The following is a 20,423-nucleotide window of genomic DNA, read 5'->3' on the forward strand; positions in this document are numbered from 1 at the left end:
ACGCCATCATGGTGTGATATTGATGCTGAACCACTTCTGTGACAGTTTCTTCACGGTGCCGTCCGCGAGCGCGGCGGTAAGCGCGGCATCGAATTTCGCCTTCAGATCGGCATCACTCTGACGGAATGCGAGTGCTTCCCCTGGACCCCAGATTGTTCCCCCGATCTTCGGACCCACGAAGGCAAGCGACTTGTTTTCCGGCTGCCGAAGGACCGCCGAAAAATAACTCACGTCATCGAACGCGACGTCGATCCGGCCCGAAGCGAGATCGAGATCGCGCTCAGGAGACTTCTTGTACTCGCGAATCGTGGCGACGTCCTTGAAGTTCCTGTTGATGAAGTCGGTGTACGCGGTGCCGATCTGAATGCCGATGGAGCGCCCCTTCAATGCCACGCGAAGGCGGTCAATGGCGGTTTTGTCCGCTTTCGGGTCACCGGTCAGCTTGAGCACCTCCGCAGTACCGCTAATGCCGGAGAGAATTTTTGGGTCGGCTGAAACGAACGCTCCCGGCGTCAACGCATAGGGACGCGAAAACGCGATCACTTTTTCGCGCTCCGGCGTCACCATGATGGCGTCCATCAATACATCGAACTTGCCCACCCGCAGACCCGGAATCATCGAATCCCAGTCCTGCGCAACCAGCTTGCATTCGATTTTGATGCGTGTGCATAGATTCTGCATCAGTTCCGGCTCGAAGCCACCGAGCTTTCCGCCGGGCAACGTGATATTCCACGGCGCGTAGGCGCCTTCAGTAGCGATGGTGACCGACGTCCACTCTTTCGCGTCGGCAGACGAGGACAATGTCACAGACGCACTCCACACGGCCAACGCGACAAGCCGGCCCAGCACCCCACGCTTGATAAGCATCATTCGTCTCCGTTCGAGAATTTCTCGTGATTTAATTTCGTTATCCAAATTGAATTGATCTGACCGTTGGCTCACGTTTGCCGATAACCGCTAGGCCGCGCGCCCGTAAAACCCGAGCTTTTCTTCGTCGCTAAACACGACGCCCGATTTTTCATAGTAGGAAAAGACAGCAATCATCCTCTCGCGAATTCCGCGCACGCTCGTGACGCGGTGCGCCGTGTTCTTGCCTCTGAACACGTTGAGGTTCCCGGCCTTGAGCCTGAGGTTTTTGACGTGCGGGTCACGTCCTTCCAGAAGCCTGGCGACACCGTCGTAGTTCGGATCGTCGTCCGAGCGCAGGTCTGAGCGGTATTCGAATTCCCCGCCCGCTTCCGGCTCTTGCAACAACAACGTGGTCGTAAATTCGGCACGGTCAAAATGCCAGTTCAAAGTCTCGCTCTCGCGGTACGACATGACATTCACACGCGCGAGCGGGTCCTGCATCACGTGAAGCGAGCGCTTCCCCATGGTCGCCGCGAGAAAGTGAGCAAGGGGTGCGTACTCGTAGATCGCCAGCACGATGCTCGCGGGAATCTGGTCGGCGCAAACGGTGTGGCTAACGGTTTCAACCTCGCGAAGCGCCGGGTGGCCTGCATAGAGCTCCGGAATTTCGGGCTTGAAGTAGATATTGTGCGACCGTTTGTGGGTATGGGACTTCGTATCCATCACGGGCTGAATCTCGGCAACGGCTTTTTCCGCCACGCCGGGCAAAAGCAGTCCTTCGAGATTGAACATTCCGTTCGCTGCCAGATCGGCAATCGAGCGGTTAACCAGATTCTGCCATTCGGGGCTTCCAATTCGATCCAGCGGGTAACGATCAAGATTCAAAATGTGCCGCATATTCGCCTCTTCAGATAGTGAGAGGAAAAGATATATTGAAAAAATCTTTCTTTCAACGGCGTAAATTGTTAGCCTACAAATAGAAAAACTTTTGCTGGAGACGCGAGATGTCGAGACTTCCTCCCTTGAACGCGGTCAAGGCATTCGAGGTGGCGGCGCGTATGGGTGCGTTCGCCATGGCGGCGACTGAACTCGGGGTGTCGGCGGCGGCCGTGAGTCAACAGGTGCGAAATCTCGAGGAGTATTTGGGCAAGCAGCTTTTTGTGCGCACCGGCAATCGCATTACGCTAACCGATGCCGGGCTCGCGATTTATCCCCAGACCGCGCGTGCGCTGAATGATATCGCTGCAATGACCGTGCGTATCCTGGAGGGCGAGATGCGTATGCGACTCGCCGTCAGCGTACCGGCCTCACTCGCGGAAACCTGGCTGGCGCCCAAACTCGCCGAGCTGCTCCATCATTTTCCGCAGATGGCGATCGATATTCGCGTCGAGGACGATCCGGTCGACGTGGTGCGCCAGGATATCGATCTCCGGATCAGCTATGGCGACTACCATTACCCGACGCTCGCGGCGATCCCGCTCGTCCACGACGAGGTGCTGCCGGTTTGCGCGCCGGACTTCTGGTACAAGCATGGCAACAACGAATTCGACCTTGCTCTGATGCACGAGAGCATGTTTATCCACACCAACTGGGGACCGAATTACGCCTCTCATCCCACATGGAGCGACTGGTTCGGGAAGTTTGGCAACGGCACGCATCCCGATCCCTCGCGTGGGCGGCGGGTCGGGCTTTCCAGTCTGGCGATTTCGTCGGCGAGGTTAGGGCTGGGCATCGCGCTCGGTCAGCGGGTCATGGCGCGAGCGGACCTGGAGGCGGGCCGCTTGATTGCGTTGTCGTCGATGTCGCTTCCACTGGGGCATCCATACTGCGCCTTCGTTTCCGGCGCCAAGTCGGAGCGTGCCGACATCAAGCGGCTGGTGGCGCTGCTCAGCGACAACCCGCGGTGACAGGCGTCTCAAACCGCGCCGGCGAGGTGAAATCGTGACGCCGGGTGCCAGAGCTGCACGGCGGTCGCGACCGCATCGCCCACCCAGGTACGGCGCCAGAGCAACAGGCAAGGCTCACCGATCTCCATCGCCAGATGACGGCGAATCTGCGCATCGGGCTTACGTGCATAGATGCGGAACTCCGCGCGCTGGATCGGCGCGAGGCGCACCATGTAATTGTTCGGTGTCTCCAGTGTGAAGTCCTGCTCCAGATACTGTGGGAACACCCGCGGATTGACGTAACGGTCCTCGTACTGGATCGGCTCGCTTTCCTCCATGTGCACGATGACGGAATGAAAGACCGGCCCCTTGGCCAGATCGAGCTCGCCAATCGCGGTTGGCGCGCTGCTGGCTTCCAGCGCGATCACACGCGCATCATGGCGATGCCCGCGTGAAGCGATCTCGTTCGCGATGTTGCGAACATCAAGCACCGTGGATTCATAATCGCGCGGCGCGACATAGGTGCCCGAGCCCTGCACACGCGTGACCACGCGTTGCGCGGTCAATTCGCGCAACGCGCGCGAGACCGTCATGCGCGCGACGCCGAATTCCTTGACGAACTCGGTCTCCGACGGGATGGCATCACCGGGCCGCCACGTGCCATCGGCGATGCGCTCGATGACGTATCGCTTGATCTGCTCGTACGGGGGAGCGATCTTGCGCTGCGTCGCCGCCTGGTTTGTCTCGGCTTCTACCCGCATTGTTGTGCTCATGGCTGCCGTTGCCCCCTCGGTTAAATCGCGGTGAATCGTTCCTTCGTCATCCTCAAGACCTGCTCAAGTGCCGACCGCACCAGGAAGCGCATCGTTGGCTGGCGCGGCGGTTCCGTCTGCCACCGGCTCGATCGGAGCCGGCGTCCAGCGTTCAGTCGTCGCGGGCACTGGCAAAGGGTCGGGCGGCGTTGGCGGGCCGCCATCGGCGATCATGTGAAACGCCAGCGTCATGTCCTCCGCAAGCGGGCGGTCGTCGCGATACGTCGGCAAGAGGCCGCGAACCTGTGCGTAGAGCCGCTCCGTGTACGGCGCGCGCGCGGCCGAAACGGACTGCAGATCGTACGCTTGCGCGGCCGCCAGCAGTTCGATGCCCAGAATGCGGCTGCTGTTTTCGATGACCGTGAGCGCTTTGAGCGCGGCCGGTGTCGCATGACAGAGGTGGTCCTCCTGCAGTCCCGACGTCACACCGCCATCGAGGCTCGCGGGGGCGGCTTCGCGCCGGTTCTGCGCAACGAGTGAGGCCGCGGTGTACTGCGCAATCATGAAGCCCGAGCGCGTACCGCTCGCATCGGTAAGAAACGCGGGCAGTCCGCTCACGAGCGGGTTCACGAGACGGTCCAGACGTCGCTCGGCCATGGCGGCCACCTGGGCGAGCGCGGCGGCGAGACTGTCCATCGCGAGCGCGATCGATGCGCCTACCGCGTGCGCCTGCGAGTACACCTGTGGCTCTTGCTGCGTTCCCACCACGATGGGATTGTCCGTCGTGGAGGCCAGTTCGCGGTTCACGACTTCTTCGGTGGCGGCCAGCACGTCGCGGGCGGCGCCGTGGACGTGCGGAATGGTCCGCATACTGAGCGGGTCCTGCGTACGGCGACCGAGCGACGCGGCCAGCAGGCCGCTGCCAGCCAATGCCGCACGCATGCGCGCGCCGACCAGGGCGAGCCCCGGCGAGACCCGAAAGGCAAGCGATCCGGCGTCGAAGGCCGCCATTTGTCCGCCAAGGTTCTCGAAGCTCATCGCCGCCACGGCGTCCGCCCAGTCGAGCAGCCAGTGCGCGCGCTGCAGCGCGAGCGCCGCGAGCCCGGTCACGCAGGGCGTGCCGTTCACGAGGCTCAGGCCTTCCTTCGCCTCCAGCTTCAGGGGCTCGAGGCCGAGCCGTCGCAGCGCCTCGCTGCCGGCCATGCGCTCGCCGCGCCAGTTGACGTGACCGGCGCCCACGCACACCAGCGCAATATGCGCCATATGGCTCAGATAGCCGACCGAGCCGAGCGCGGGCACTTCGGGCAGGCAATCCGCCTCGAGCAGCGCCGCGAGCCGCTCGACCACCTCGACACGCACGCCTGAGTGCCCATGCGCATAGTTGTTGATGGCCGCAGCCATGATCGCGCGCGTTTCCTGCGGGCCGAGCGGCGCACCTACGCCCACCGCGTGACTCATCAAGATGTTATGCGAAAGGTCGTGCTGCTCGATCGGCGATACCACGACGTCGCACAATGCGCCGACGCCCGTGTTCACTCCATAGGCCCGGATGCCACGGGCAATGATCTGCTCGACCAGTGCACGCGCGGCGCCGATACGTTCCCGAGCTTGCGCCGAAAGTTCGAGCGGCGCGCCTGCAGCAACTTCGCAGATTTCGCGCCAATCCAGAGGGCGGTCTGAACGAGTGACGGACATGGATGATCCTTGTGGGTAGCTCAATGCGCGTTGCGATCCTGATGGCTCGACACGAACTGGCGAAAGCGCTCCGACTTCAGCTCGCCGAAGACCTCCTGCGGCGTGCCGTCCGAATCCACCTGGCCCTGATGCAGGAACATCACGCGATTGGAGACATGTTTCGCAAAGCCCATCTCATGCGTGACGACAAGCATCGTGCGCCCTTCGTCGGCGAGCGCGCGCATCACGCGGAGCACTTCGCCGACGAGTTCGGGATCGAGCGCCGAAGTCGGTTCGTCGAACAACATCACCTTCGGATGCATCGCGAGCGCGCGTGCGATCGCCACGCGCTGCTGCTGGCCACCCGAAAGGTGCGCCGGATAGTGGCCGCGCTTGTCGGCAAGCCCCACCTTCGCGAGCAGCGCCTCGGCCTCTTCGACGGCTTCGGCACGGCTGCGCTTTTGCACGCGCATGGGACCTTCAATCAGATTTTCGATCACGGTCATATGCGACCAGAGATTGAAGTTCTGAAAGACCATGCCGAGCTGCGAGCGCACGCGGTCCACCTGGCGGCGGTCGTCGGGTTGCAGCTTGCCGTCGCGGCGGCGTTTCATCTTCAGCTCTTCGCCCGCGAGCGAGACTGAACCATCGTCGGGCATCTCCAGCAGGTTCAGGCAGCGCAGGAAGGTGCTTTTGCCCGACCCGCTCGCGCCGAGGATCGAAATGACATCACCTTCATGGGCGTCGAGCGAAATACCCTTGAGAACATGATGGTCGCCGAAAGACTTGTGGATGTTTTTCACGGACAAGGCGACCGGTGCGGCTGCGTTCATACGTTTCTCCGGATGGAATGGCCGATCACGAGGCGGCGCGGCGGGTTTCGAGGGCCGTGGCGGGACGGCTGGCGACCGTCGGCGCGGCACGCAGGTGGCGCGACAGGCGATGCTCAAGGAAGCCGATGATTCGGACTACGAGGAAATTCAGGAGCAGATAAATCAGTGCTGCGCAGGTGAAGACCTCCGTCGTGCGGTAGGTCTGCTGGATGATCTGCTGCGCGACGCCGGTGACTTCCCACACGGTGACGAGACTCGCGAGCGCCGTCGACTTGACGAGCAGCACGGCTTCGGTCGAATACGCGGGCAGGCACTGGCGCAGAGCGATAGGTCCAATCACGCGGCGCAACAGCGCGAAGCCCGAGAGGCCGATTGCGTAGCCCGCCTCGATCTGGCCCACCGGCACGGCCATCAGGCCTCCGCGAATGATCTCCGCCGTGTAGCCGGCAGTGCAGAGCGCGAGCGAGAGGACGGCACAGACATATGGCTCGCGGAGCACGGGCCACAGGAAGCTCTCGCGGATTACGCCGAATTGCCCGAGCCCGTAATAGACGAGAAACATCTGGATCAGGAGCGGCGAGCCGCGGAACACCAGAATGTAGGCGCGTGCGAAGCGGTTGGGCAGCCAGTGCGGCGACACGCGCATCGTGACGATCACGAGCGACAGAAGACCGCCTATGACGAGCGAGGCGAAAAACAACCCCAGCGTGGTCGGCACGGCACCGATTAACTGGCGCAGGGTGTCGAGAAGGAAATCGAAATCGATATGCATGACGATGGGATCCGTGCGTCAGTTGCGCGCGAAGTTGCGCTTGAAGGAGCGGCCCACGTACGCCTCCGCACGGCCGAACACGCGGTTCGACACACCGGTCATGGCGAGGTACAGCACGCCGCCCACCACGAAGAAAAGGAAGTACTGATGCGTCGATCCCGCCGCCACCTGGCTTGCGCGCAGCAACTCGGCGAGCCCGGTGACGGAAATGAGCGCGGAGTCCTTGAGGCTGAGCTGCCAGACATTGCCGATGCCTGGCAATGCGAAACGCAGAACTTGGGGAATCAGGATACGGCGCGCCATGACAAGCGTCGGCATGCCGATGGACCGCGCCGCCTCCAGCTCTCCACGCGAAACAGCCAGCACGGCGGAGCGATAGACCTCCGCCTGATACGCGCCGGATATCATGCCCACGGCGAACGCACCGATCACGAACGGTGGCACGCCGATGAAGCCGTCGGCACCGAACCATTGGCCGATCGAAGACACGAGCGTCGAGCCTCCGAAATAGAACAAGTAGATGACGAGCAGTTCCGGGACGCCGCGAAACACGGTCGTATAGAAGTCCCCAATCACGCGAGCCGTGCGAAAGCGCGAGAGCTTCGCAGCCGCAACGAGCGCCCCGAACACCGCGCCGATCGCAAGTGCCGCGAGCGTCAGCACCACCGTCATCAGTGCGCCGAGCAACAGCACGTTGCCCCAACCTTCGGTCCCGAAGCCGAGCATTTCAAAGAGAGCCATAAACTCCATCCCACGCAAGCCAGATAAACGATGCCGCGCAACATCACATCGTGGATGCGATGGGCGCGGCGAGGCCGTAAGCGCCGCTCAGGGCGTCACGTCGGTCTTGAACCACTTGATCGAGAGTTTTTTCACGGTACCGTCGGCAATCGCCGCGGTAATTGCCGCGTCGAACTTTGCTTTCAGGTCGGCGTCCTGCTTACGGAACGCCAGGCCTTCGCCCGGTCCCCAGATCGGACCGCCAATCTTCGGGCCAACCGTCACGGTGGGCACGGCTTCCTTCTTGTCGGCGTTCGCGGCGTAGTAGGTCACGTCGTCGAACGACGCGTCGATACGGCCGTTGGCCAGATCGAGGTCGCGTTCGGGCGAGGTCTTGTACACGCGGACCGACGCGACGTCCTTAAAGTTTTCATTGATGAAGCGCGTATAGACGGTGCCGGACTGAATCCCGATCGTCTTGCCCTTGAACGCGGTGCGCAGCGTCTGTATCGCGGGCGCATTGGACTTTGCGTCGGTATCGAGTTTCAGCGCCGGTGCACCGGCCGCCGCATTGGGGAGAATCTTGGTATTGGTGACCGCGAAAGTTGCCGGCGTGGCCGCATATGGCTTCGAGAATGCAATGATCTTTTCGCGCTCGGGCGTGATCGAGATCGCATCCATCAGGACATCGAACTTACCAGCCTGCAGGCCGGGAATCATGCCGTCCCAGTCCTGCGCCACCAGATTGCACTTTAACTGTGCTCGTGCGCACAGATTCGCGGCCAGTTCCGGTTCGAACCCGCCCAGCTTGCCTCCCGGCAAAGTCATATTCCATGGCGCATAGCCGCCCTCCAGGGCGATCGTGACGGTTGTCCAGTCTTTGGCTTGCGCGCCACCGCCGAAAATCGCAGCGCCGAGCGCAGCACTAATTAATCCCTTAGCCAACTTGCTGTACTTCGCCTGCATATCGACACTCCTTTGATCGCAAAAGACGGGGGCCAGGTGCGCAGCATTGTGTCGCGCATCTTGTCTAGTCAAGATGCGGTAACAAATTAATAGATGCAAGCGGTTTCCCAGAAATTGCCATCAACCCAGGGTATATCCCTGGGCGTCCAAAAGGCCATGTAGCATGGGGCTATTGGATATTTACTCCCGCCCCGGCAAGCTTCCCGGTGTAATGCGCAGTCTTCCCCGAAAGAAAGGGCGGTATTGACTAGACGACATTGGCTTCTGAGTTGATGGTGGTAATAGAACGGACAGCGATGACAATGCGCGAACTGGGCAGATTCAAGGTCTTCGGCAAAGGGGACGTTACAGGTCGATTGTGGTGCCGGATCCGCTGGTTGATCTTCGCGGCGAAGTAGTTCATATTCAATATGAATTTTTTGACGCTATCCGTCGTTTCACGGCGCAGCATTCCTATGCGTAAAGAGCCAGGCTCCGGCAACGCTGGCCCGCGGCAGTGTTCCAGTTGTGGGGCCAGGCTTGCAGGGCCGCTGAATTTTTGCCCCCATTGCGGCGCGAGCCAACTGGGCGCGTCGCCGCGCGAGCCGATGCGGGCCGATCGTCCCTATGAGGAACGCGAGGCCCATCACCGGCGTTCGTATCTATATGCGTTCGCGACCGTGGCCGTGTTCGTGTCGGTTTTCGCCGGCTACGTGCTTTCGCATCGCAATGGCGGTGACGGAGCCCCCGAGGCTCAGGTGGCTCAGGGGGCCGTTGCGGGCACGCCGCAGGAATCCGCGACGGTGGCCGCCAACGAGCCCGCTCACGCCCCGCCCAGCGCCGCCGCGCCGCCCGCGTCCATGCCGTCTCCGGTGGCCGTGCCCATGCCGTCCGCGCAGACCGCGCCGCCGCCACCCGCTGCCGCGCCGGTGTCGCCGCCTCGTCACGCAGTCGCTTCGCATACGGAAACCGCGCCACGGGGCGCCGCATCGCTCAAGAGCCTGCGCGACGAGCGCGCGGCCGCCATGAAGCACGATGCGAGTCTGCGCGCGGACATCTCCCGCAGTCTTGCCGGCGCGCGAGCGAGCCTCGACAAGAACAATCTCGGTCCGGCCCGCAGATCCATTATGAGCGTGCTGGCCGAGCAGCCCGGCAACGGCGAGGCGCTGCAAATGCAATCCGAGCTGCTTGCCCGCGAGCAAGATCGTGACTTGCTGCTGGGCAGTGCGCGGCTGTGCGCGCGCCAGGCCGACTGGGTGTGCGCATGGCGCAACGCGGGACGTGCACTGACCGTCGATGCATCGAGCGGCGAAGCGAGGGACTTGCTCTCGCGTGCGATGGCCGAGCAAAGCGCAAAGGGCGAACGGGAGTTCGATCCTAGTCTGGATAATCAGTAGCGACGTCTTCCTGCCGACGCCGCCTGCCAATCGAAATAATCAGTCATCCTTAGTAAATGGCGTCGCAGCCATTGCAAGCGCGCCTGGTTACCGCGCTTGCCGCACTGAACGCGGATGCCACAACCGTGCGCCACCTTCAATGCCGCGCTCGTTCGGCACGATTGCCACGTTCGGCGGCAGCTCGAAGGTGAGTCGCGCCGCATTGCCGCCGCCAATCCACAGCTTGTCGTAGTGCACGAGCGATTCGAGAATGCCGATGACTTTCTCGATGCGCTTGTTCCAGCGTTTGTTGCCGACCTTGCGGCGCGCGGCATCGCCGATATATTCGTCGTACGCGTGCTTCTTGCTAACCGGATGATGCGCGAGTTCGAGATGCGGCATCAATTCGCCGTCGCGGAACATCGCTGTGCCCGCGCCCGTGCCGAGCGTGAGGACAAATTCGAGGCCGCTTCCTTCGATGGCGGCGAAGCCCTGCATTTCCGCATCGTTGATCATGCGCACCGAGGGATTGCCCAGGCGTTCGCCAAGCATTTGCGCGAGCGGCATGTCGCTCCAGCCTTCTACGCCGAGATGCGGCGCCGTGAATACACGGTTGTCGCGCACGAAACCTGGAAAGCCGATCGACACGTGCGTGGGCGGATACTGTTCGACCAGCGGCTTGACGAGTGCATCGAGCGTGTCGACGAGCAGCGCTGGCGGGCAAGGATGCGGCGTCGCCACGCGCACGCGTTCGGTGCGCATCTTGCCGTCCGCATCGATGATCGCGGCCTTCAGGCCGGTGCCGCCTATGTCGATGGCAAGAATGTTTTCGAGGCGCGGCGATGTGGGCGCGGCATGTTTCGTGCTGGCTCGAATGCTTTTCGACGTGTTTTTTGTGCTGATCACTATTCGGCTCTCCATTGATCGCACGACGCGGTGCGATGTCATTGCGTCGCTCGCCCGATGCAACCGTGCTTCGATCGAGCCCTCGCTGTGCGCAGCGTAGCACGGCACCGTTTGCACGGCCGATGGCAGGGATCTGACGATCGTTAAGGCGGTGTTAAGGCTGGGTTGAATAGAATTCGGCGGTATTCACTCAGGAGAGCTGCCCATGAATTCCACCGCCAAGGGCGTGGCAGAGCACGCGCTTAGCAAAGTTCCCGAACTCACGCTCGGGTTCTGGATCGTCAAGATTGCCGCAACCACGCTCGGCGAGACCGGGGGCGATTGGGTCACGATGTCGCTGAACCTCGGTTATCTCGTCGGCACGCTGATCTTTTTCGCGGCCTTCGTGGTTCTGGTTTCGGCGCAGGTGCGCGCAAAACAATTCCATCCGTCACTGTATTGGGCCACGATTGTTGCAACCACCACGTTGGGCACGACGCTGGCCGACTTCTGCGACCGCTCGCTCGGTCTCGGCTACCCCGGCGGCGTGACGATCATCGTCATTCTGCTCGTCGCGAGCCTGGCTATCTGGTACCGGGTGGAAGGAACCGTCTCGATCGAGAGTGTGGCGACGGTGCGCGTAGAGTGGTTTTACTGGACCACGATTCTGTTCTCGCAAACATTGGGCACCGCGCTCGGCGATTGGGTGGCGGGCGAGGACCGTGGCGGCATCGGGCTCGGCTACGAAATGGGCGCTGCTATCTTCGGCGCGGGGATCGCCGTGGTTGGACTGCTCTGGCTGTCCCGCCGCGTTTCGCGCACGACGCTGTTCTGGGCGGCATTCGTGCTGACGCGCCCGCTCGGCGCGACGCTCGGCGACTTGCTCGACAAGCCGATTGCGCAGGGTGGTTTCGAGGTCAGCCGGTTCTACGCCTCGGGCATTCTGTTTGCGTTCATGGCGGTTTGCATCATGCTGCTCCCGCAACGCGCGGCGCGCTTCGTATCGGCAAAGTAGTGCGCGCGGTGTCGAGGTCACGCGGCCGTGCGGTGCTCATGGCACGACCCGCTCATTCGAGCGGGAAGCCGCCCTCGAACGACTGTCGCAGAAACTCGATAAAGCGCGTGACGGCTCGCGGCACGTGCACGCCATAAGGGCGCACCACGTGCAACTGCGGGGCGAACCCCACCGGCCGCCAGCCGGGGAGCAGCACCACGAGCTTGCGCGCCTGCAACGCGGATTGCGCGCTGAAGTCCGGCAACAGCACGATGCCGAGATGCTCGAGCGCGGCGTCGCGCAAGGCCTCGCTGTTGTTGGCCGCGAGCGGGCCGTTCACGGTCACGCTCACGCGCGACTGCACCGCGCGGCGGCCCGTCTTCTCGAACGACCACACGCCCGAACCCACGGTGCGCGGGTAATAGAGGCAGTCGTGCGCCGCGAGATCGGCCGGCGTTTTCGGAATGCCGTGCTTCTTCAGATAGGCGGGCGTTGCGGCAATCACCGAACGGATGTCGCACAGCTTCCACGCCACGTGCGTTTCCGGCACCTGTGAGCTATGGCGGATCGCGAGGTCGAAGCCTTCGCTGGAGATCGAAGTGAGCCGGTCGGAGAGCTCCAGTTGCACGCGCACCTCGGGGTTCTCCCGCGAAAAGTGCGCGAGACGCGGGACGAGTTGCTGGCGTGAGAACGCGACCGGTGCGGTGACGCGCACGGTGCCGCGCGGCACCTCGGCCATTTCGCGCACGCTCGCGAAGCTGGTCGCGATGCGCTCGAATTCCTCGCGCGTCTCTTCCACGAGACGCTGCCCTGCCTCGGTGAAGCGCACGCTGCGCGTGGTGCGCTGCACGAGCGCGACGCCGGCCACGCGCTCGAGTTCGGCAATGCGCTGGCTCATCGCGGCCTTGCTCACGCCCAGACGCGCGGCGGCCGCCGTGTAGCTGCCCTGTGCCGCAAGCACATTCAGCCAGTGCAGATGCATCCAGAGCGCTTCGACCTTCTGCGTATCCATGAAAGCGGATCCTGCCTTCCAGACCGGAAAATGTCGTCGATGATAGCACCGCGCGTGCGCACTTTTTATCGGCGGCGTCGAGGATTGTTCGCTTCAGCAAACAATCGACGCCGAAGGTGCGCCGCCAGTGCGACGGTGAAAACAGCCGCGCGCCTGCGCGTCACGCGCCTGCGTCGAGCTTGCGCAGGCGCCAGATCAGGCTGGACGTATCGAAGCGGCTGCCGCCGAGGCGCTGCACATCGCTGTAGAACTGGTCGACGAGCGCGGTGACCGGCAGCGCCGCGCCGTTGCGCTTCGCTTCGTCCAGACACACGCCGAGATCCTTGCGCATCCAGTCGACGGCAAAACCATAGTCGAACTTGCCCGCCATCATGGTCTGTCCGCGGTTGTTCATCTGCCAGCTCGCCGCCGCGCCCTTGCCGATCACATCGAGCACGAGCGCCATGTCGAGGCCCGCGCGCTCGCCGAAGTTGATTGCTTCTGAAAGCGCCTGAACGAGGCCGGCCACGGCAATTTGATTGACCATCTTCGCGAGCTGCCCCGCGCCCGCCGCGCCGATCAGCGTGACGGCCACCGCGTAGTGGGCGAGCGTGGGCTCCACGCGCGCGAAGCTCGCGGCTTCGCCGCCGCACATGATCGTGAGCTTGCCGTTTTGCGCGCCCGACTGGCCGCCGGACACCGGCGCGTCGATGAAATGCAGGCCAAGCGGTGCGGCGCTCGCGGACAGCTCGCGCGCCACGTTGGCCGAGGCGGTCGTATGGTCGACGAACACGGTGTCGCGCGCCATGCCCGCGAATGCGCCGTCCGGGCCGAGCACAATGCTGCGCAGGTCGTCGTCGTTGCCGACGCAGGCGAACACCAGCTCGGCGCCCTGGGCCGCTTCGCGCGGCGTCGAGGCCGCGCGCCCACCGTGCTCGGCAACCCATTGCGCAGCCTTGGCCGCGGTGCGGTTGTAGACGGTGACGTCGAGCCCGGCCTTCGCGAGATGACCGGCCATCGGATAGCCCATCACGCCGAGACCCAGAAACGCGACGCGGCGCACCGGGTGGGGCGGGGTCGAGGTTGCGGTTTGGCTCACAGTGGCTCCTTGGGATGGGGGGGAGGGGGGCTCATTATCTCAGCCAGGTTGTGCGAGCGGTCGACGAGGCTGTTTCGAAGGGTGCGAAGGTCCTCGTCGGTAATGCTCAGGCATCGGACCCGCTCTTCACCACGCTTGCCAGATATTCATAGTGCTCCGTGTTGATGTGCGAGATTCGGTGCTCGACGGGTTTCTGGTTATAGGAATGTGCTACCCGCTCAACTTCGAGAACCGGCGCACCCGCCTCAAGCGCGAGCAAAGTCCCTTCGAGCTCGCTCGCTTGAGACACGCGCACGCGCTCATCGGTGTCCACTACATTGATGCCGAACGCATCCTGGTAGAAGTTGTAGAGCGTATCTTTCCGGTCCCGCAGCGTCGCTTCGGTGAGCGTCGGGAAGAGGGTTTCGGGCAGCGTAATGGTCTCGACAATCACGACCTTCTCATGCAGCGCAAGGGCATTGATGAACGTGAAGACGCGCGCGCCTTCCGCGATATTGAGCTTTGCCGCGATCACGCGTGAGGCCTTGCCCTTTTTGAAGTTCACCAGCTTGACCACCGGGTAGCTGCGCTCGCCATCGCGACGCACCACGCGGAAGTAGCGAAAGAAATGTCGGTCGCGCCGATGCGTCGCGACGAATGTTCCGAGCCCTTGATGACGAATCAGAATGTTCTCGGCGCAAAGTTCGTCGATGGCCTTGCGCAGCGTGCCGATCGACACGCCGAAGCGCTCCGCCAGACGCTTTTCCGATGGAATCGCCTCGCCGCCTTTCCATTCCTTCGCAGACAGCGCCGCCAGGATGCCCTCCTTGACCTCCTTGTACCGTGTGCCGCCCAACGTGGCCGGCATGGCCGTGATCGTGTTCATCGCGCCTCCCTGTAGTCGTTTTGCGACGAGCCCTCGAATGGATCTTCGAACGGCCTGATTGTACCCCGGGAAAACCTTATGTAACACATATATATGAGTTAGTTGACATGGATGGGATGCCGGCCTAGTATCCGCTTCAACGGGGGCATTGATGAACTCCCCCGATCTCACCAACCAGGAGGAGCACATGAGTTACGTGACAGCAGGAGCAAGCGGAGCGGCGAATGAGTCCGGTGTGGGCGAACGAAAGACGATCCATATCGTGCTGCACGAAGCGAAAGACACGGTCGGTGTCGCGGTGGTGGAGGGCATCAAGGCCGGTTCACAGCTGAACGCGTGGATCATGGATGAGGATGAGATCGTCACGGTCAACGCGAAGCAGGACATTCCGATCGGTCACAAGGTGGCGCTGAAAGACATGAGCGTGGGCGACACCGTGTTCAAGTACGGCGTGGATATCGGCAAGGTGGTCGCGCCCATCACGGCCGGCGAGCATGCGCACGTGCACAACATCAAGACGAAGCGCTGGTAAGCGCAATCGCCGGTCAGCCTTCTTCCACCCCACATCGAGAGAGACACCATGAGCGTGATTCAACTGGACACCACTTTCCGCGGTTACCGCCGTGAAAACGGCCGCGTCGGCGTGCGCAACCACGTCATCATCCTGCCGGTGGACGATCTGTCCAACGCAGCGGCGCTTGCAGTCGAAAGCGCCATCAAGGGCACGATGGCCGTGCCGCATCCCTATGGGCGCCTGCAGTTCGGCGCGGACCTCGACCTCCATTTCCGCACGCTGATCGGCGCTGGCTCCAATCCGAACGTCGCGGCGGTGGTTGTCATCGGGATCGAGGAAGGCTGGACGAAGCGAGTCGTGGACGGCATCGCGAAGTCGGGCAAGCCCGTCATGGGTTTCGGCATCGAGTTGCACGGCGATCACGACACCATCCTGCGTGCATCGAAAGCTGCCAGGGAAATGGTGCAGTACGCAACCGCCCTTGAACGCGAGGAATGTCCGATCAGCGAGCTCTGGGTGTCGACCAAATGCGGCGAATCGGACACGACCTCGGGCTGCGGCGCGAATCCGACCGTCGGCAATGCGTTCGACAAGCTTTACGGTCTCGGCAATACCCTCGTGTTCGGCGAGACGTCGGAACTCACCGGCGGCGAACAGATCGTTGCAGCCCGCTGCGCGAACGACAGCGTGCGCGAGCGCTTTCAGTTCATGTTCGACCGCTATCAGGACATGATCAACCGCTGGAAGACCGACGACCTCTCCGAGTCGCAGCCGACAAAAGGCAATATCGCCGGCGGGCTCACGACGATTGAGGAAAAGGCGCTTGGCAATATCCAGAAGATCGGCAAGAAGTGCATGGTCGATGGCGTGCTCGACAAAGCCGAGGAACCGACGCATTCGGGCCTGTGGTTCATGGATTCGTCTTCTGCTGCAGCGGAAATGGTCACGCTGTGTGCGGCCTCAGGTTTCGCGCTTCACTTCTTTCCCACGGGGCAGGGCAATGTGATTGGCAACGCAATTGTGCCCGTCATCAAGATCTGCGCAAATCCTCGCACCGTGCGGACGATGAGCGAGCACATCGACGTGGACGTTTCGGGTCTCCTGCAACGCGAGCAGAACCTCGATGAAACGGGCGACAAGCTGCTCGAATGCATGCTTGCTACAGCGAATGGACGCTGGACCGCAGCGGAAGTGCTCGGCCATCGCGAGTTCGTGATGACGCGTTTGTTCGAGAGCGCGTGACGTCATAGCAGGACAAGCAGGGTCGTAGAAGCAGGAGGCAGACAGAAGTCCCCGTCCGGTGCGCGCGCCGGTTCACAAGCCGACCCAGAAGCGGCGTGCGAACCGCAAGCGCACGCCCGGTTTGTCATCGTGCAGCAAGTGGAGGAGATACCATCTTGCGCGTACTCAAACATCTCTACGTCCAGGTTCTGATCGGCCTGGCCGCCGGCATTCTTGTTGGCTATTTCTCACCCAAATTCGGCGTTCAGTTCAAGCCGCTCGGCGATACATTCATCCGCCTGATCAAGATGTTGATCACGCTTCTGATTTTCTGCACGGTGTCCATCGGCATCGCACGGATGGAAAGTTTGAAGCAGGTCGGGCGCGTTGGCTTCAAGACCATCCTGTACTTTGAAGTGGTGACGACGATCGCGCTCGTGATCGGCTTGATCGTCGCGAATGTCGTGCATCCCGGCGTGGGCCTCAACATCGACCCGAAGACACTTGATGCCGGTGCGGTATCGCATTACGTCACCGAAGTACACACGGTAGGGCAGAAGAGCTTCCTTGAAGAGATCGTGCCTAACTCCGTTGTGGGCGCTTTCGCACGCGGTGACCTGTTACAAGTACTGTTGTTTTCGGTGCTATTTGGCGTCGCGCTCTCGCTCATGTCCGAGCGCAGCAAGTTTCTCACTCAGGGCATTGAACAGTTTGGCGACGCGCTGATGCGCATCGTTGAAATGATCATGCGGCTCGCACCACTTGGTGCATTTGGCGCGATTGCATTCACGGTCGGCAAGTACGGAATCGGCGCATTGCAGCAACTCGGCCTGCTCATTCTGTGCTTCTACCTGACGAGTATTTTGTTCGTTGCGATCGTGCTCGGTACCGCATGCCGGTGGGCCGGCGTCGGGCTTTGGCCTCTCCTCAGATATCTGCGAGAAGAATTGCTGATCGTTCTCGGTACGTCGACGACGGAATCCGTGTTGCCACGTTTGATGGAAAAGCTCGAACGCCTGGGATGTCCGAAGTCGGTCGTAGGTCTCGTGTTGCCCACGGGCTATTCATTCAACCTCGACGGCGCCGCGATCTATCTCACGATGACCTCGCTTTTCATTGCGCAGGCCACCAACACGCATCTGACGCTGATGCAACAGATCGGTCTTCTGGCGATCCTGCTCGTTACTTCGAAAGGCGGTGCAGGTGTCGCGGGGGCAGCTCTTGTTGCACTGACGGCCACCTTGTCGTCGCACAACATCATTCCGGTTGCGGGCATCACGCTCATCATCGGTATTGACCGTGTCCTCAATGAGATTCGCGCGATTGTCAACATGATCGGCAACGCCGTTGCAACGCTGGTGGTTGCTCGTTGGGAAGGGGTGCTCGACGTCGACGCAGCGCGTGCGACACTCGCCTGTCCACCTGCGGCAGCCACGAAAACCGACGACGTGTGCATCACGATCGAACCTGCACAGGACATTCAAAAATGAACGGACAAGACGAGATCAACGTCTCGGTCGATGCCCTCCAGTCACTTGCCTGCAAGGCGCTCCTCGAGGCGGGTACGACGAAAGCTACGGCACACGCTGCCGCAAAAGCACTCGTTTATGCAGACGCGCGTGGCCTTGCCTCGCATGGCGTGGCGCGCTTGCCGATGTACCTCGCACAGTTGCGCAACGGTCGCGTTAGCGCGACTGCGGTGCCGCGCGTCGTGAGCGACAAGGGCGCGGCGATTCTTGTCGATGCTGCCGATGGCCTCGCGTTCGGCGCCTGCGAGATGGCGATCGAGGCAGGCATCGAACGGGCTCGCAATTTCGGCACGGCAGTCGCAAGCGTGACGCGCAGTCATCACTTCGGGGCGGGCGCGTACCATCTCGAAGCGGTTGGCGAAGCAGGGCTCGTAGGGCTCGCGTTCAGCAACGCGCCGGGCGCAATGCCCGCGTGGGGTGGCACGCGCGCACTGTTCGGCACCAATCCGATTGCCGCGGTCTTTCCGCGTGCCAATGGCGCACCGCTTTTGATCGACCTTTCGCTCTCGCACGTTGCCCGAGGAAAGATCATGCTGGCGGCGCGTCAGGGCGCGTCGATTCCCGAGGGCTGGGCGACTGCCGCTGACGGAAGTCCGACGACTGACGCCCGGGCAGCTCTCGAAGGCATGATGCTGCCTTTCGGTGGTGCTAAAGGCGCCATGCTCGCATTGATGGTCGAACTACTCGCCGTCTCGCTTTCGGGCGCGCAATTTGGCGCAGAGGCCGGTTCGTTCCTGACGGAGGAGGGGCCGCGCTCGGGCGTGGGGCATCTGTTCTGGCTGATTGATCCCAACGCGCTGGCAGGAACCGAAGTCTACCAGGAGCGCATTGAGACGTTGATCGAATTGATGCTCGCTGACCCTGAGGTGAGACTGCCAGGATATCGCCGACGCGAGATCGCGACGCGCAGCGAGCGCGCTGGCATCGCGGTGAATCGCGACCTGCTGATTCAGCTTAAGGCCCTCGCGAACGAACCCGCTGCCGCGCAGTGAAGGCCATCAAACAACAGGTCCTTCACGTTGTTCCGCTTGATGATCACCAAGCCATAACAGATCGGCATCGTCGAGGTGCCAGGAGACGAGCATGCGAAAGATTTTCCGTCAAATTTACGTGCAGGTCCTTATCGCAATCGTTGCGGGCGCGCTGCTTGGACACTTCTATCCGCACCTCGGCCAGAGCGTCGCACCTTTGAGCACAGCGTTCATCAAGCTGGTCAAGATGGTGACGGCACCGCTGATCTTCGTCACCATCGTGCTGGGAGCGAAAGAGATGGGGGGTGCCGGTGCCCTGGGCCGTATCGGTGGCAAGGCCATCATCCTGTTCGAACTGACGACGACCATCGCTCTTCTGGTGGGACTATGGGCCGTCAACCTGATTCAACCCGGGGCGGGACTGAACCTCACGCCATCGTCTATCGATTCAAGCGTGCTTACTGGATATGAACGCTCGATGCATGCGTCGGGCGGACTGACCGAATTTTTTCTGAACATTATTCCGGATAGCGCCGTGTCTGCCTTCACGCACGCAGACATGTTGCAGGTCGTGCTGTTCTCGACCTTGTTCGCTATTGGGCTGTCTCATGCGGGCCAGGTTGGAGAGACGGCGTTCAAGTTCTTTGAAGGTATCAGCAGTGCTTTGTTCGGCATTGTGCGAATCGTTATGCGTCTGGCGCCGATCGGTGCGTTTGGCGCCATGGCCTACGCCGTTGGCAAGTTCGGCTTCGCCACGATGAATTCGCTGATGATGCTGCTCGTCACGGTCTATGCGGCAACGCTCGTCTATATCGTCGTGATCCTCGGCGGCATTTGCGTGATGTGCGATGTCAGTCTCTGGCGCCTGCTCAAATATATTCGGGGCGAGATTCTGCTTGTCATCGCGACCGTGTCGTCGGAAGCCGCCTTTCCGCAACTCGTGAAGAAGCTCGAAGCCTTGGGATGCCCGACCGGCGTGGTGGGCGTCGTGATGCCGATGGGCTATACCTTTAATCTTGCTGGAACCTGCGTGGCGCAAGTGATTTGCGCGGTGTTTATCGCGCAGGCATTCGGTATTCATTTATCGCTGACGGAGCAGGCAGTGCTGGTCGGAATATCGATGCTCACATCTAAAGGCATGGCGGGTGTCGCCGGTGCGAGTTTCATTACCTTGCTCGCGACCCTGGCCGCTTTCAAGCATATCCCGATCGAAGGCGCGGCGATCGTACTCGGCGTCGATCGCTTCATCGCGGAGATCCGCGCTACCACCAACATGATTGGCAATGCCGTTGCTACCGTTGCGGTCGCGCATTGGGAGCGTCAGCGTGACGATGCCTGCATGCGTAAGACCTTGGGGATGCGGCCGAAGATGCCGGCTGCCGTGGGACCTCGGACATAACGTTGGCTCGCCCGGCTGGCGGCACGGCTCGTTCGTACAGTTTGCTGAGCTGCGGTCGTAGGACGAAGATGGCCGGGGTGGTATGGGGAATGCGGTGCGACCGAGCATGCAGGATATGAAGGAAGAGTACGAGCGCCAGATCGAGGAA

At 61.9% G+C, this 20,423-nt stretch carries 20 protein-coding genes; 8 read left to right on the forward strand and 12 right to left on the reverse strand.

The features are described from left to right. Window positions 1-6 precede the first annotated feature (6 nt). Both P5W98_RS25580 and P5W98_RS25585 read right to left on the reverse strand, forming a co-directional pair. A complete protein-coding gene (locus tag P5W98_RS25580; protein ID WP_421028022.1) occupies window positions 7-867 on the reverse strand; it encodes a transporter substrate-binding domain-containing protein in 861 nt (286 codons plus the stop codon). 90 nt (window positions 868-957) lie between these two features. After that, window positions 958-1,746, reverse strand: a complete 789-nt coding sequence (locus tag P5W98_RS25585; protein ID WP_421027561.1) for a HalD/BesD family halogenase — start codon at window positions 1,744-1,746, stop codon at window positions 958-960. Between the two features lie 125 nt (window positions 1,747-1,871). Here P5W98_RS25585 and P5W98_RS25590 point away from each other — a divergent pair, with 125 nt between their 5' ends. Further along, window positions 1,872-2,756, forward strand: coding sequence for a LysR substrate-binding domain-containing protein (locus tag P5W98_RS25590; RefSeq protein WP_421042747.1), 885 nt, complete (start codon window positions 1,872-1,874; stop codon window positions 2,754-2,756). 8 nt (window positions 2,757-2,764) lie between these two features. On the opposite strand, the gene hutC is transcribed toward P5W98_RS25590, so the two are convergent. The 6 genes from hutC to P5W98_RS25620 form a co-directional block, all read right to left on the reverse strand. Next, entirely contained in the window at window positions 2,765-3,496 is a 732-nt protein-coding gene (gene hutC, locus P5W98_RS25595) for a histidine utilization repressor (RefSeq protein ID WP_421027563.1), read from the reverse strand. 75 nt (window positions 3,497-3,571) lie between these two features. After that, entirely contained in the window at window positions 3,572-5,182 is a 1,611-nt protein-coding gene (locus P5W98_RS25600; protein ID WP_421027564.1) for an HAL/PAL/TAL family ammonia-lyase, read from the reverse strand. Window positions 5,183-5,202: 20 nt separating this feature from the next. Next, window positions 5,203-5,994, reverse strand: coding sequence for an ABC transporter ATP-binding protein (locus P5W98_RS25605; RefSeq protein WP_421027565.1), 792 nt, complete (start codon window positions 5,992-5,994; stop codon window positions 5,203-5,205). A 25-nt stretch (window positions 5,995-6,019) separates the two neighbouring features. Continuing rightward, a complete protein-coding gene (locus P5W98_RS25610; protein ID WP_421027566.1) occupies window positions 6,020-6,766 on the reverse strand; it encodes an ABC transporter permease in 747 nt (248 codons plus the stop codon). An 18-nt stretch (window positions 6,767-6,784) separates the two neighbouring features. Beyond that, window positions 6,785-7,507, reverse strand: a complete 723-nt coding sequence (locus tag P5W98_RS25615) for an ABC transporter permease (RefSeq protein WP_421027567.1) — start codon at window positions 7,505-7,507, stop codon at window positions 6,785-6,787. Between the two features lie 87 nt (window positions 7,508-7,594). Next, a complete protein-coding gene (locus P5W98_RS25620) occupies window positions 7,595-8,452 on the reverse strand; it encodes a transporter substrate-binding domain-containing protein (protein WP_421027568.1) in 858 nt (285 codons plus the stop codon). A gap of 587 nt (window positions 8,453-9,039) precedes the next feature. Between P5W98_RS25620 and P5W98_RS25625 the strand changes: the two genes are divergently transcribed. Further along, window positions 9,040-9,828, forward strand: a complete 789-nt coding sequence (locus P5W98_RS25625) for a hypothetical protein (RefSeq protein ID WP_421027569.1) — start codon at window positions 9,040-9,042, stop codon at window positions 9,826-9,828. 87 nt (window positions 9,829-9,915) lie between these two features. On the opposite strand, the gene P5W98_RS25630 is transcribed toward P5W98_RS25625, so the two are convergent. Then, entirely contained in the window at window positions 9,916-10,683 is a 768-nt protein-coding gene (locus P5W98_RS25630; protein ID WP_421028023.1) for an ROK family protein, read from the reverse strand. A gap of 235 nt (window positions 10,684-10,918) precedes the next feature. Between P5W98_RS25630 and P5W98_RS25635 the strand changes: the two genes are divergently transcribed. Continuing rightward, window positions 10,919-11,707, forward strand: coding sequence for a COG4705 family protein (locus P5W98_RS25635; protein WP_421027570.1), 789 nt, complete (start codon window positions 10,919-10,921; stop codon window positions 11,705-11,707). A 52-nt stretch (window positions 11,708-11,759) separates the two neighbouring features. On the opposite strand, the gene P5W98_RS25640 is transcribed toward P5W98_RS25635, so the two are convergent. The 3 genes from P5W98_RS25640 to P5W98_RS25650 form a co-directional block, all read right to left on the reverse strand. Further along, window positions 11,760-12,698: a LysR family transcriptional regulator gene (locus tag P5W98_RS25640; protein ID WP_421027571.1), complete on the reverse strand. Its 939-nt coding sequence runs from the start codon at window positions 12,696-12,698 to the stop codon at window positions 11,760-11,762. Between the two features lie 160 nt (window positions 12,699-12,858). Beyond that, on the reverse strand, window positions 12,859-13,776 hold the full coding sequence (locus P5W98_RS25645) for an NAD(P)-dependent oxidoreductase (protein ID WP_421027572.1): 918 nt from the start codon (window positions 13,774-13,776) through the stop codon (window positions 12,859-12,861). Between the two features lie 106 nt (window positions 13,777-13,882). Further along, the gene (locus P5W98_RS25650; protein ID WP_421027573.1) at window positions 13,883-14,641 is read right to left on the reverse strand and encodes a GntR family transcriptional regulator; all 759 of its coding nucleotides are present in this window, start codon (window positions 14,639-14,641) and stop codon (window positions 13,883-13,885) included. Window positions 14,642-14,903: 262 nt separating this feature from the next. Here P5W98_RS25650 and P5W98_RS25655 point away from each other — a divergent pair, with 262 nt between their 5' ends. From P5W98_RS25655 to P5W98_RS25675, 5 genes are all read left to right on the forward strand, one after another. After that, window positions 14,904-15,173, forward strand: a complete 270-nt coding sequence (locus P5W98_RS25655; RefSeq protein ID WP_421028024.1) for a UxaA family hydrolase — start codon at window positions 14,904-14,906, stop codon at window positions 15,171-15,173. Between the two features lie 48 nt (window positions 15,174-15,221). Continuing rightward, the gene (locus P5W98_RS25660; RefSeq protein ID WP_421027574.1) at window positions 15,222-16,397 is read left to right on the forward strand and encodes a UxaA family hydrolase; all 1,176 of its coding nucleotides are present in this window, start codon (window positions 15,222-15,224) and stop codon (window positions 16,395-16,397) included. 155 nt (window positions 16,398-16,552) lie between these two features. After that, window positions 16,553-17,866 carry a C4-dicarboxylate transporter DctA gene (gene dctA / locus P5W98_RS25665; RefSeq protein ID WP_421027575.1) on the forward strand — a complete coding sequence of 438 codons (1,314 nt, stop codon included), beginning with the start codon at window positions 16,553-16,555 and terminating at the stop codon, window positions 17,864-17,866. Further along, a complete protein-coding gene (locus tag P5W98_RS25670; RefSeq protein ID WP_421027576.1) occupies window positions 17,863-18,897 on the forward strand; it encodes an Ldh family oxidoreductase in 1,035 nt (344 codons plus the stop codon). The genes dctA and P5W98_RS25670 overlap by 4 nt, the downstream gene beginning before the upstream one ends. A 91-nt stretch (window positions 18,898-18,988) precedes the next feature. Then, a complete protein-coding gene (locus P5W98_RS25675) occupies window positions 18,989-20,275 on the forward strand; it encodes a cation:dicarboxylate symporter family transporter (protein ID WP_421027577.1) in 1,287 nt (428 codons plus the stop codon). The last annotated feature ends 148 nt before the right edge of the window (window positions 20,276-20,423 follow it).

This window comes from Paraburkholderia sp. A1BS-2L, from assembly GCF_051125205.1.
Classification (GTDB): domain Bacteria; phylum Pseudomonadota; class Gammaproteobacteria; order Burkholderiales; family Burkholderiaceae; genus Paraburkholderia.